At 73.3% G+C, this 12,159-nt stretch carries 10 protein-coding genes; 5 read left to right on the top strand and 5 right to left on the bottom strand.

Annotated elements, in window-relative coordinates:
• Window positions 1-154: 154 nt before the first annotated feature.
• From FB476_RS11075 to trxA, 5 genes are all read right to left on the bottom strand, one after another.
• Window positions 155-1,201, bottom strand: a complete 1,047-nt coding sequence (locus FB476_RS11075) for a zinc-dependent alcohol dehydrogenase family protein (RefSeq protein WP_141818800.1) — start codon at window positions 1,199-1,201, stop codon at window positions 155-157.
• Between the two features lie 165 nt (window positions 1,202-1,366).
• Window positions 1,367-2,182, bottom strand: a complete 816-nt coding sequence (locus tag FB476_RS11070) for a FadR/GntR family transcriptional regulator (RefSeq protein ID WP_141818799.1) — start codon at window positions 2,180-2,182, stop codon at window positions 1,367-1,369.
• Between the two features lie 102 nt (window positions 2,183-2,284).
• Window positions 2,285-3,478, bottom strand: coding sequence for a M14 family zinc carboxypeptidase (locus FB476_RS11065; RefSeq protein ID WP_238329674.1), 1,194 nt, complete (start codon window positions 3,476-3,478; stop codon window positions 2,285-2,287).
• A 170-nt stretch (window positions 3,479-3,648) separates the two neighbouring features.
• The gene (locus FB476_RS11060; RefSeq protein ID WP_141818798.1) at window positions 3,649-5,070 is read right to left on the bottom strand and encodes an MFS transporter; all 1,422 of its coding nucleotides are present in this window, start codon (window positions 5,068-5,070) and stop codon (window positions 3,649-3,651) included.
• Window positions 5,071-5,184: 114 nt separating this feature from the next.
• Complete coding sequence (trxA, locus tag FB476_RS11055; protein ID WP_141818797.1) at window positions 5,185-5,553, bottom strand: thioredoxin; 369 nt, start codon at window positions 5,551-5,553, stop codon at window positions 5,185-5,187.
• Window positions 5,554-5,623: 70 nt separating this feature from the next.
• Between trxA and FB476_RS11050 the strand changes: the two genes are divergently transcribed.
• From FB476_RS11050 to FB476_RS11030, 5 genes are all read left to right on the top strand, one after another.
• The gene (locus FB476_RS11050; protein ID WP_141818796.1) at window positions 5,624-7,255 is read left to right on the top strand and encodes an ABC transporter substrate-binding protein; all 1,632 of its coding nucleotides are present in this window, start codon (window positions 5,624-5,626) and stop codon (window positions 7,253-7,255) included.
• A complete protein-coding gene (locus tag FB476_RS11045; protein ID WP_238329673.1) occupies window positions 7,240-8,235 on the top strand; it encodes an ABC transporter permease in 996 nt (331 codons plus the stop codon). Before FB476_RS11050 ends, FB476_RS11045 begins: the two co-directional genes overlap by 16 nt.
• Window positions 8,228-9,115, top strand: coding sequence for an ABC transporter permease (locus tag FB476_RS11040; RefSeq protein WP_141818795.1), 888 nt, complete (start codon window positions 8,228-8,230; stop codon window positions 9,113-9,115). The genes FB476_RS11045 and FB476_RS11040 overlap by 8 nt, the downstream gene beginning before the upstream one ends.
• Window positions 9,112-10,629 (top strand): ABC transporter ATP-binding protein, encoded by a 1,518-nt coding sequence (locus tag FB476_RS11035; RefSeq protein WP_141818794.1) that lies wholly within the window; start codon window positions 9,112-9,114, stop codon window positions 10,627-10,629. Before FB476_RS11040 ends, FB476_RS11035 begins: the two co-directional genes overlap by 4 nt.
• 63 nt (window positions 10,630-10,692) lie before the next feature.
• Window positions 10,693-12,108 carry an NAD-dependent malic enzyme gene (locus FB476_RS11030; protein ID WP_141818793.1) on the top strand — a complete coding sequence of 472 codons (1,416 nt, stop codon included), beginning with the start codon at window positions 10,693-10,695 and terminating at the stop codon, window positions 12,106-12,108.
• The last annotated feature ends 51 nt before the right edge of the window (window positions 12,109-12,159 follow it).

Below are 12,159 nucleotides of genomic sequence, written 5' to 3'. Positions count from 1 at the left end.
GCGAGGCCGGACCTACGTGGGGTAGGTCCGGCCTTCGTCCTTGGCCTGGCGCCGTCGGCGGGTGCCGCGGTGGCGTCGGCGGGGTCCGGGGCCAGCTCGGGCAGGACCCCGCCGACGGGGTGGCCGGATCGGCACGTCCCGGGGACGGAGCGGGTCAGGCGGTCACGATGACCTTGAGCGCGTGCTCGTCCGCCGCCCGCGAGAAGGTGTCGTAGGCCTGCTCCCACTCGTCGAAGGTGAAGCGGTGGGTGACGAACTTCTCCGGCGCGATCTTCCCGGTGGTGATGTCGGCCAGCAGCTGCTCGGTGGTCGTGGCGTTGACCAGGCCGGTCGTGACGGTGATGTTGTTGATCCAGTCGCGCTCGATCGGGAAGCTGACCGGAGCGCCGTGCACGCCGACGTTGGCCACGTGGCCGCCAGGGCGGATCGCGTCGAGGCAGGTGGCGAAGGTCGCCGGGATGCCGACGGCCTCGATGGCGACGTCGACGCCCAGGCCGCCGCGGCTCATGGCCTTCAGCTCGTCCACGACGTCCGGGCCGGCCTCGAGCGTGTCGGTGGCGCCGAACTCGCGTGCGGCCTCCAGCCGGAACTTGTTGCCGTCGACCGCGATGACCTTGGAGGCCCCGGACGACGCGGCGGTCATGATCGCCGCGAGCCCGACCGGGCCGGCGCCGATGACGGCGACGACGTCACCGTCGGAGACCTGGCCGTACTGCACGCCGATCTCGAAGCCGGTGGGCAGGATGTCCGAGAGCATCGCCCCCTGCTCGGCCGTGACGCCCTCGGGCAGCGGGATGAGGCCGTTGTCCGCGAACGGCACGCGGACGTACTCGGCCTGGGTGCCGTCGATGAGGTGGCCGAAGATCCAGCCGATGCCGCCGAGGGTCTGGCAGTGGGAGGTCAGGCCTTCCTTGCAGTAGTCGCACTCCATGCACTTGCTGATGCAGGAGATGATCACGCGGTCGCCGACCTTGACCCTGGTGCAGGCCTCTCCGACCTCGGTCACGACGCCGACACCCTCGTGGCCCAGGATCCGGCCGTCGGTGACCGCGGGCACGTCACCCTTGAGGATGTGGAGGTCGGTGCCGCAGATGGTCGTGGTCTCGACCTTGACGATCGCGTCGGTGGGGTCCTGCAGGACCGGGTCCGGGACCTCCTCCCAGGCTTTCTGACCAGGTCCGTGGTAGACGAGTGCCTTCATGGTGCGTCCTCTCCTCAAGCCTGCTCCCGGGTGCCGACGGCGGGTCCGGCGACCACTCCGACGAAGCTGCCTTCCGCCTGATACTACGCGCCGTAGGAGGAATCCGTCGACCGTGTGGGAGCTCGCCGACCACGCCGGGCTGGTGCGCCACGACCACGGTCTCGCTCAGGCGCTGCGGTAGAGCTCGGCGAGGCGCTCGAGGTGGCGGCGGGCGGCGTCCTCGGCGGCGTCGGGATCCTGCCGCCGCACCGCCTCGGTGATCTCGACGTGGTCCGCGTGCACGGCCTGCACGGTCTCCGGCTCGAGCGCCGGGGGCTTGAGGATGGAGGCGAGGACGGCCAGCAGCGGGTCCGCCAGGACCTGGAGCACCTCGTTGCCGCTGGCGGCCACGAGGGAGGAGTGGAAGGAGCGCTGGCCCACCGTCTTGCGCAGCCAGTCGGGCTCTCCCGCCTCCATGAGCAGCCCGGCGCTCATCCCCTCCAGGTCCTCCTCGGTCCGCCGTTCGGCAGCCAGCCGGGCGGCGGGGATCTCCAGGATGAGCCGCGCCTCGATGATGTTCTCCAGCGTGATGTCCTGGGCGCCGGACATCATGCCGATGCTCGCCTCGAGGTAGTCGCTGACGTCCTCGCCGCGGATCCGGTTGACGAAGGTGCCACCCGTCGTCCCGCGCAGGGTGTAGACGAGGCCGCGCGAGGACAGCACGCGGATGGCCTCCCGGATGGTGGAACGGCTCACCCCGAAGCTCGCGCACAGGTCCGCCTCGTTGGGCAGCCGGTCGCCGGGGGAGAGCGAGCCGCCGAGGATGAGCTCGCGGAGCTGGTCGGCGACCTGCTGGTAGGCCGGGCGCAGCCGGGAGACCGGCAGCGGCTCCGCCGGTCGGCGTCCCTGCTCGCCAGCGCCCACGGCGACCCTCCTCGGCACGATCTGGCCCCGCCGGTCGGCGGGGACGTCCCCGAGGATACGCGCGACGGCGGTGCTCACGGGCGGATCCGGGGAGGGGGGACGGAGCGACCCCGGTGCCGTCCGCGGGAGGACGGCACCGGGGTCGGTGTCCTGGTCAGGGGCGCGGCCCCGACCGGGGGATCAGTTGCGCGGGACGTTGCGACGCTCGGGGATGAGCTCGTAGCGCTCCGGGTCGATGTCGTCCAGCGTGCCGTCGGTGACGGAGTCGAGGATGGCGGTGAGGCCGGTCTCGACCTGCTTGGCCAGCTGGCCGTTCATCTTCTGGGCCGTCGTCTGGGTCATGCCGATGGTCTCGAAGAGGATGGTGGCACTGCCGCGGAGGGCGAAGGCGCCCAGCGCGGTGCCCGGCAGGTTGGTGTTCTGCGGGTAGAGCGTCACCTTGCTCTGCGGGGAGTTGTTGCCCTGCAGGGCGTCGTAGACCGCGACGTTGACGCGACGCGAGGCGTCGTAGTCGAACTTCGGCCAGTCGCCGAACTGGGTCGGGTCGGCGATGAAGCGGGCCGAGATCGACAGCGTGCTGTAGTCCTCGAGCGCGTCGTCGGTGTAGCACGGGCCCTGGTTGTGCAGGTCGACGAAGATGTCGACGGTGCCGAACTCCTGCTCCAGCGCCTTGTAGACGTCGCGGGAGGTGCGGGCCTCGGGCGTGATGTACCAGCCGGTGGACGCGCTGTTGCCCGGGAAGTCGCTCGCCTGCGGGACGAAGTCGAGGTCGGGGTGGAAGTCGCGGTTGACGTCGAAGCCGCCGTTGGCGGTGTTGAAGTTCCACGCGCGCGGCGCGCCGGCCAGCTGCGGGAAGTCCTCGACCACGTCGGCCCAGGTCATCGAGTTCTGGCGCTGCTGCAGGTCCGCGCCGTCGCCGTTGAGCTGCGGGAGCGCGACCACGGTGACGGCCTTGCGGATCTCCGCCGAGCGCTTGGAGTCGTTGGTCAGCGTCTTGAGGACCTCGAGCAGGGCGACGGTGCCGTGCGGCTCGTTGCCGTGGATCTGGCTCTCGATGAAGACGACCGTGTCGCCCTCGCCGACGCGAGCGGTGTGGATCGGCTTGCCGTTGTTGGTGTAGCCGGCCACGTCGAGGTCGAGGCGGCCCTTGCTGTTCTTCTCGATCTTGCGCAGCGAGTCGACGACCTCGGCCGAGGTCAGGAAGGACTCGTTGACCTTCTTGCCGGGCAGGTTGCCGCAGCTGGCCTCGAGCGGGCGCGCCTCGGACTGGGCGGGCATGGAGAGGGTGGCGAGACCGGACGCGGCGAGCACCGCGGCGAGGGTCAGCGCCATGCGCTTGCGGGCCGGGGACGGCGCGACGGAAGCGAACGACATACGGATGGACCTCCTGTGATGGATAACAACGTCGATACCCACAGACACAGCCTCCCCCGAGGTGCAGGTGCCCTGAAGTCTGACCCGTCAGGAGGCGGTCATCAATACCTCAGACATATCCATCTGTGATGCCGGGCATCGTTTCCCAGGCCCGGTATGTCGATATGTCGCTACGTCCGATCGTCGCCCTGTGGCGGCGCGGCGGGCTCGTCCGGGTCCTCGTCCTGCCGACCGGTCCCGAGGTCCGCCGGCGGCTCGGCCGGGAGGGACAGCCCGGGCACGATGGCCTCGCCACCGCGGAGCGCCTCCATGGCCCCCGGGTGCTCGGCGATGAGCTCGCGCCCCTTGCGGCGGTAGCGCAGCAGCTGGAGGGCGCCGATCGCCCAGAACGGGAACTGCACCGCCATCGCGATCCGGAAGTCGTCCAGCGTGTAGGTGCTCGGGCCCTCCGGGGCGAGCCGGTCCAGCACGAACCCGATGAGCCCGATCGTGCTCAGCGACGCGACGAAGCCGCCGACGTTGATCATCCCGGTCGCCCGGCCGTAGCGCTCGGAGGGGTGGAAGGTCCGGGCGAGGTCGAAGCTGACCATCGAGCCCGGGCCGCCGATGGCGGTGATCATGACGAGCAGGACGAGCAGCCACACTGGCGCCGGTCCTGGCCACAGGAGCGTCACGGCCCAGACCGTGGCGATCGCCCCGACGAGGACGAGCACGATCGTCGACCGGTGGTAGGGGATGCGGCTGGTGAGGATGCCGATGAACGGCCCGGCGACCATCGCCGTGGCGGTCATGAGGATGAGCATGCTGCTGGCGGCGGTCGAGCTCATGCCCTGGGCGAGGAGGAAGGGATAGCCCCAGAGCATCGTGAAGACGGTGGGCCCGAACTGGGAGGAGAAGTGCACCCAGAGGCCGAGCCGCGTCCCCGGGTTGCCCCAGACCTCGGCCATCGTCCTGGTGAGCGCGCCGATCTTGATCCGCTCGACGGACTCGCCGGTGTAGGGGGAGTCGCGTACCACGAGCAGCAGGAAGATGCCGAGCACGACGCCCATGCCGGCCGAGACGCCGTAGGACCAGGCCCAGCCGAAGGTCGCGAGCGCCGCGGCGAGCGGGGTGGCGGCCGCGACCGCGCCCAGCTGGCCGACCATGCTCGTGAACTGGGTGACCATGGGGGCCTGCTTGACGCGGAACCACAGCGCGATGAGGCGCAGCAGGCTGGTGAAGATCATCGCATCGCCGCAGCCCAGCAGGACGCGGGCGGCGACGCCGGCCTCGAAGGTGCCGGCGAGGGCGAAGCCGAACTGCCCGACGGTCATCAGCGTCAGACCGACGAGCATGAGCCGTCGGGAGCCGAAGCGGTCCAGCAGGACGCCGACCGGGATCTGCATGGCGGCGTAGACGGCCAGCTGCAGGACGGTGAAGGTCGACAGCTGGCTGGCGGAGATGTCGAAGCGCTCGGCGGCGATGATGCCAGCCACGGACAGGGAGGTCCGGTGGAAGACGGCGAGGGTGTAGATCGACAGGCCCACGGCCCAGATCGCCCAGGCGCGGCGTCGCCCGATGTTGTGCACCTGGCGTCTCAGGTCGGCGGCCACCCGGCCCCTCCTCGTCTCGTCGTGATCGTGTCCGGTCCGCTCCGCCCCCGAGCACAGCCGGACCCCGTCACCGGTCTGGGTGACGGGGTCGGTGTCCGCGGGGTATGGAGTCGGTCAGGCCTGCGAGGCCTGCTGCTCCATCCGGGCGCGCACGTCGTCCATGTCGAGGGCCTTGACCTGCTCGATGACCGAGTCGAGGTCACGGGCCGGGAGGGCACCGGACTGGCGGAACACCAGCATGCCCTCCTTGAACGCCATGATGGTCGGGATCGAGGTGATCTGCGCGCCGGCGGCCAGCGCCTGCTGGGCCTCGGTGTCCACCTTGCCGAAGACGACGTCGGCGTGCTGCTCGGCCGCCTTCTCGTAGACCGGGGCGAACATCTTGCAGGGACCGCACCAGTCGGCCCACCAGTCGACCAGCACGATGTCGTTGCCGGTGACGGTCTCCTCGAAGTTCTCCACGGTCAGCTCTTGCGTGCTCATGCGGGTGCCAACGCCGCGGGCCCCGGATTCCTTCCATGCCGTCCCTGGCCCGGTGAGAGGATGTCCGGCGATGAGGACCGACCAGACCCGCAGGCCGACGACCCGCAGGCGCACGCTGGGGGCGGCGCTGGCTGCCGTGCTGCTGCTCGGTGCCTGCGTGGACCCGGGGGCCGGGCCTTCCGGGGGCCAGGAGGACGGGTCGGCCGGCCCCGGCGACGCGACCAGCGTGGTCGTCGCGCTGGCAGGCGAGCCCGACACCCTCAACCCCGTTCTCGGCGCCGCCCGTTGGGGCGACGGCAAGGTGGTGGAGGGTCTCGTGGCCCTAGACGCCGACCTGCAGCCCGTGCCGCTGCTCGCGGCCGACCTGCCCGACGTCTCGGGCGACGGCCTCACCTGGACCTTCGAGCTGCGCGAGGGGGTCACCTTCCACGACGGGTCGCCCCTGACGGCGGCGGACGTGGTCGCCACCTACGAGGCGGCGCTCGACCCCGCCCTCGGCTCCCCGGTGGCCGCGGACCTGACGGCGCTCGCGGCGGTCGAGGCGCCGGACGCACGGACGGTTCGCTTCACCCTGGAGCACCCGCAGGCCTCCTTCCTCACCGCGACCGTGCTCGGCATCGTCCCGGCCGCGCGCCTGACCCCGCAGGCCCTGTCCTCGGGCCGGGGGCAGATCCCGGTGGGAACGGGCCCCTACCGCGTCGAGGACTGGCGCCCGGGGGAGCGGTTGGTGCTGGCCGCCGTCGACGACTACTGGGGAGACGTGCCCGAGGTCCGGCGGGCCACCTTCGTCTTCGCCCCCGACGACGCCGCCCGCGCCGCCCGGCTCGCCGCCGGCGAGGTGGACGCTGCCGTCCTGCCGCCTCAGGCCCTGGCGAGGTTCGAGGACGACCCGGCCTTCGAGGTGGTGCGCCGCGACACCGCCGACTTCCGCGCGCTGGTGCTGCCCGAGGCCGGACCCGTGACCTCCGACCCCGCCGTCCGTCACGCCCTGCACCTGGGCCTGGACCGGCAGGCCGTCGTCGACGGTGCTCTCGCGGGCGCCGGGCGCGCGGCACACGGACCCCTGCCGCCGGAGGCCGCGGACTACTCGCCGGCCCTCGAGGTCGAGCCCGACCGGGAGGCCGCGCGCCGGATCCTCGAGGAGGCCGGCTGGTCCGAGGGGCCTGACGGTGTCCGGGCCCGCGACGGCCTGCGTGCCTCGTTCCCGCTGATGTATCCCGCCGGAGACACCCTGCGGCAGAACATCGCCCTCGAGGTGCAGGACCAGGCGGCCGACCTCGGCCTCGACGTCCGCCCCGAGGGGCTGTCGTGGGAGGCGATCGAGCCGCGGATGCGCACCGACGCGCTGGTCTACGGCTCCGGCAACCCCTACGACGGCGATCTCGCCATGTATCCCCTCTTCCACTCCTCGCGTGCCTTCGTCGGCTTCGACAACCCCGGCGGCTACGTCTCGCCGGTCGTCGACGAGGCTCTCGAGCGCGGCCGCGCGAGCCTGGATCCGCAGGAGCGGGCCGCCGCCTACGCCGAGGTGCAGGAGCAGCTCGCGCAGGACCTGCCCTGGATCTTCCTCGTCCACGTCGAGCACGACTACGTCATCCGCGCCGGGGTCTGGGACGGCTACGACGTCGACCTGGTCGAGCCGCACGAGCACGGCCTGCAGGGCGGGCCGTGGTGGAACCTGCAGGCGTGGACGGCGCCCTGAGCCCGCGGCGCCCGCTGCTGCGCCTCGTCGCGTGGCGCCTGGCCGCGCTGCCGGTGCTCGTCGCGGCCGTCACGCTGTTGATGTTCGTGCTCGCCCAGTCGGCACCCTTCGACCCCGTGCTGGCGCTGCTGGGGGAACGGGCGCTGACCATGGACGGCCCCACCCTCGAGGAGATGCGGGCCCGCTACGAGGACGCCGGCCAGCTCGGCCGCTGGCTCGAGTGGTGGGGGCAGGTCCTCACCGGAGACCTGGGTGCCTCGACCAGCCAGCGGGCCCCGGTCGCCACCGTGCTCGCCCAGCGGCTGCCCTGGACCCTCGGCCTCATGGCCGCGGCGCTCGCCCTGGCGGTGGCCACCGGGCTGGCCCTGGGTGCCTTCCTGGGCACCCGCCCCGGCAGCCTCGCCGACAGGGTGCTCGGCCCGGGGCTGCTCGCGCTGCAGGCCGCGCCGCCGTTCTGGCTCGGCCTGGTGGCGGTGTGGCTGGTCGCGGTGCGGTGGGGTCTGCTGCCCACCGGCGGGGCCACGACCCCCGGTGCGGACGGGGTCGCGGTCGGTGACGTGCTGCGGCACGCCGTCCTGCCGGTGGGCGTGCTGGCCCTCTCGCAGCTGCCCTGGTTCGCCCTCGTCGTCCGGGACGCCACGCGCGACGCGCTAGCCGGCCCCGCGGTGCGCGGGGCCTGGGCGCGCGGGGTCCCGGAGCGTCGGGTGCTGCTCGCGCACGCCGTGCGGCCCGCCCTCCTGCCCCTGGTGACCGTCGTCGGGGTGCGGGTGCCCGAGCTCGTCACCGGGGCCGTGCTCGTCGAGGCCGTCTTCAGCTGGCCCGGCGTCGCGGCCGCGACGGTCGAGTCCGCGCTGCGGCTCGACTTCGCCCTGCTGGCGGCGTTGACCGTGGTCACGACGGTGCTGGTCGTCCTCGGCAACCTGGCTGCCGACGTCGTCTACCGGCTGGTCGACCCGAGGGTGGGAGCCGCCGATGGCTGAGCCCGGCACCTGGGCACCCGTCCCCGACCACGGCCGACCGTGGGACCGGCTCGCCCGGGGTCGCACGCCCCCTGGCCGGCTTCGCGGCGCCCGCGTCGCGGTGGCGGCCGGCCTGGTCGTCCTGGCGCTCGTGGTCCTCCTCCCCGGAGGAGAGGCGCACCGGGCCGACTTCGCCCACGCCCTGCTCCCGCCGTCGGGGGAGCATCCCTTCGGCACCGACCAGGCCGGCCGCGACCTCCTGACCCGCAGCCTCGCCGGCGCCCGCGTCTCCCTCCTCGTCGGGCTGGCGGCCGCGGTCTCGGCCGCCGTGCTCGGGACGCTCGTGGGTGGCGCGGCCGGCGCCCTGGCCCGTCGCGGTGGCGGGGGAGCCGACGCCCTGCTCATGCGGGTCGTCGACGGCGTCAACGCGCTGCCGCACCTGGTGCTGGGCATCGTCGTGGTGGCCATGCTGGGTCCCTCGCTGACGAGCGTGGTGATCAGCATCGCGGTGACGCACTGGACCACGACGGCCCGGCTGGTGCGCGCCGAGCTGCTCGCCCTGTCCACCGCGGGCTTCGTGGAGGCCGCCGTCGGCGCCGGGGCCTCCCGCCGCTCCGTGCTCGTGCACCACCAGCTCCCGCACGTCGCCGGGCGGGTGCTGCTCGCGACGGTCCTCATGGTCCCGCACGCCATCATGCACGAGTCGGCGCTGAGCTTCCTCGGCCTCGGTCTGGGAGACGACCGCACCTCGCTCGGGACGATCATCGAGCAGTCCCGCACCGCCGTGCTGGCCGGGGCGTGGTGGCCGGCCGTGCTCCCGGGGCTGGTGCTCGTGGGCCTGAGCCTGCTCGTCTTCCTCGTGGCCGAGCGGGTGCGCCCGCGCTCGGTGGGTCGCGCATGACCGGGCCGGCGGATCCCCACGGACCCGGGCGCACCCCCGACGGGCTGGTCGTGGAGCGGCTCGGCGTCGCGCTGCCGGACCCGCGGTCGGGCTGGTCGACGGTGCTGCACGAGGTCGACCTGCGGGTGCCGCCGGGCCGGGTGGTCGTCCTGCTCGGACCCAGCGGGGCCGGGAAGTCCACCACCCTCGCGGCCCTGCTCGGGATGCTGCCGCCCGGCGCCCTGGTGCGGGGCGGCGCCCGCTGGCACGGCACGGACGAGACGTGCGACCTGCTGCACGCCGGCACGGCGGAGCGGGAGCGCCTCCGGGGCCGGACCGTCGCCTGGCTGCCCCAGGCGCCGGTCGCCACGCTCACCCCCGTGCTCTCGGTGGGCGCGCACCTGCGCGAGAAGGCCCGTGTCCACGCCTCCGACCCACGCGCCGTCCAGGACCTCGTGACGGCGGCCTCGCGGCGGCACGAGGTCGAACCCGCCTGGTGGCGCCGCCTGCCCTCCCAGCTCTCGGGCGGGCAGGCCCAGCGGGTCTCCAACGCCCTCTCGCTCCTCGGCGACCCGGCCCTCGTCCTCGCCGACGAGCCGACCGCCGGGCTCGACGCGGCCCGCGCCCGCGCCGCCGGCCAGCTGCTGAGCCGTCTCGCGCACGAGGAGGGCCGGGCCGTGCTGGCCGTCACCCACGACCTGGCGCTGGCCGAGCAGGTCGCCGACGAGGTGGTCGTGCTCGACGCCGGCCGCACCGTCGAGTCCGGCGACGCGGACCGGCTCGTCGCCCGCGCCCGGACGGCGGCCCACCGGCAGGTGCCGCACCGCACGGCCCGGGAGGCGCTGGCCGCCGCCCCGACCGGGCGGGAGCTGCGCGTCGATCGGCTCACCGTCGTGCGCGGCGCCGACCGCGTCGTGCTGCGCGACCTCTCGCTCGCCGTGCCACGCGACCGCACCACCGGCCTGATGGCGCCGTCCGGATCGGGCAAGACCACGCTGCTGCGCACCCTCGCCCTCCTGCACCCGCCGCGCTCCGGCGCCGTCGTGCTCGACGGCATACCCCTGAAGGGCTGGGGGTATGCCGTGCCGGCGCGGGTCCGGCGCCGCATCGGCTACGTCGCCCAGGACCCCCGCGGCGCCGTCGACCCCCGCTGGACGGTGGGGCAGATCGTCGCCGAGCCGCTGCGGCTGGCGGGCCGACAAGAGCGAGGGCGCCGGCGGGCCAGCGTCCCCGAGGGCGCGGTCGTCGACCTGCTGGCCCGCGTCGGTCTCCCGCCCGACCTCGCCGGCCGCCGTCCCGACGAGGTCTCCGGCGGCCAGCTGCAGCGGGTGGTGGTCGCGCGGGCGCTCGCGCTCGACCCCGACTACCTGCTGCTCGACGAGCCGACCTCGATGGTCGACGCCGCGACCGCCGTCGACGTGCTGTCGGCGGTCCACCGGCACCAGCACGCCACCGGGTGCGGGGTGCTCGTGGCCTCCCACGACGAGGAGCTGCTGCGGCGCTGGTGCGACACGGTGCTGCGCTGGGAGGACTGACCCGACACGACGGGGGAGGGCACCGTGGCCGGCACGGGCCTCTCCATCGGAAACAATGGGGTCATGTCTCCCGTGCCCTCCGTCAGCAACTCCATCACCGTCCGTCTCGAGCTGCCCGCCCGCGTGACCGCCGTCAGCGAGATCACGACCGCCGTGGCCGAGGTCGGCGGCATGGTGACCGCCGTCGACATCAGCGAGTCGGGCACGGAGCGACTCCAGGCGGACCTGACGATCGCCACGCACGGCACCGACCACGCCGCGGAGGTGGTCGAGGCGATCAGCACGGTGGACGGCGTGGAGATCGGGCGCGTCAGCGACCGCACCTTCCTGGCGCACCTCGGCGGCAAGCTCGAGGTGCGTTCGCGGCTGCCGATCCGCAATCGCGACGACCTGTCCCTCGTCTACACCCCGGGCGTGGCCAAGATCTGCCAGGCCATCGCCCAGAACCCCGCCGACGCCCGGACGCTGACGATCAAGCGCAACACGGTCGCCGTGGTGACCGACGGCACCGCCGTGCTGGGCCTGGGCAACATCGGCCCCCTCGCCGCGCTGCCGGTGATGGAGGGCAAGGCGGCGCTCTTCAAGCGGTTCGCCGACATCGACGCCTTCCCGATCTGCCTCGACGCCCACGACGCCGACGAGATCGTCCGCATCGTCAAGGCGCTCGCGCCCGGCTTCGCAGGCATCAACCTCGAGGACATCTCCGCCCCGCGCTGCTTCCACATCGAGGCGCGGCTGCGCGAGGAGCTCGACATCCCGGTCTTCCACGACGACCAGCACGGCACCGCGATCGTCGCGCTCGCCGCGCTGAAGAACGCGCTGCGGGTCGTCGGCAAGGAGCTGGCCGACGTCAAGATCGTCATGTCGGGCGCAGGTGCCGCCGGGTCGGCGATCATCCGCCTGCTGCTGCGTGCCGGTGCCCGCGACCTCGTCGTCGCCGACGTCGACGGCATCATCCACTCGCGCCGCGAGGACGTCGTGCGCGGCAACAACGGCAACCTCGCCTGGATCGCCAGCCAGACCAACCTGGCCCTGGAGACGGGCACCCTCAAGGACGCGCTCGTCGGGGCCGACGTCTTCATCGGCGTCTCGGCGGGCAACATCCTCACCGGAGACGACATCGCGACGATGAACGAGGACGCCATCGTCTTCGCGATGGCCAACCCGGTGCCCGAGGTCGACCCGGTCGAGGCCGGGCGGCACGCGACGGTCGTGGCCACCGGCCGCAGCGACTTCGCCAACCAGATCAACAACGTGCTGGTCTTCCCCGGCGTCTTCCGCGGCCTGCTCGACGCCCGCAGCGACCACATCGACGACGAGATGCTGCTCGCGGCCGCCGCAGCCCTGGCCGACGTCGTCCACGCCGACGAGCTCAACCCGACCTACATCATCCCCAGCGTCTTCAACCAGGAGGCGACGACCGCCGTCGCGCGGGCGGTGGAGACCGCGGCCCGCGCCCGCCAGGAGCGCACGCCCTGACCGCCGCGACCGGGCCGCAGGCCCGCGCCCGAGGGCGTCTCCGGGCGCTGG

This window comes from Ornithinimicrobium humiphilum, from assembly GCF_006716885.1.
Lineage (GTDB): Bacteria > Actinomycetota > Actinomycetes > Actinomycetales > Dermatophilaceae > Ornithinicoccus > Ornithinicoccus humiphilus.
This window is presented reverse-complemented; position numbering and strand designations above follow the sequence as displayed.

What these genes read in the sequence shown, in the direction of transcription:
- FB476_RS11050 (WP_141818796.1), top strand. Translation starts at nt 5,624, where the DNA reads ATGAGGACCGACCAGACCCGCAGGCCGACGACCCGCAGGCGCACGCTG.
- FB476_RS11035 (WP_141818794.1), top strand. Translation starts at nt 9,112, where the DNA reads ATGACCGGGCCGGCGGATCCCCACGGACCCGGGCGCACCCCCGACGGG.
- FB476_RS11075 (WP_141818800.1), bottom strand. Translation starts at nt 1,201, where the DNA reads ATGAAGGCACTCGTCTACCACGGACCTGGTCAGAAAGCCTGGGAGGAG.
- FB476_RS11040 (WP_141818795.1), top strand. Translation starts at nt 8,228, where the DNA reads ATGGCTGAGCCCGGCACCTGGGCACCCGTCCCCGACCACGGCCGACCG.
- FB476_RS11065 (WP_238329674.1), bottom strand. Translation starts at nt 3,478, where the DNA reads ATGTCGTTCGCTTCCGTCGCGCCGTCCCCGGCCCGCAAGCGCATGGCG.
- FB476_RS11030 (WP_141818793.1), top strand. Translation starts at nt 10,693, where the DNA reads ATGTCTCCCGTGCCCTCCGTCAGCAACTCCATCACCGTCCGTCTCGAG.
- trxA (WP_141818797.1), bottom strand. Translation starts at nt 5,553, where the DNA reads ATGAGCACGCAAGAGCTGACCGTGGAGAACTTCGAGGAGACCGTCACC.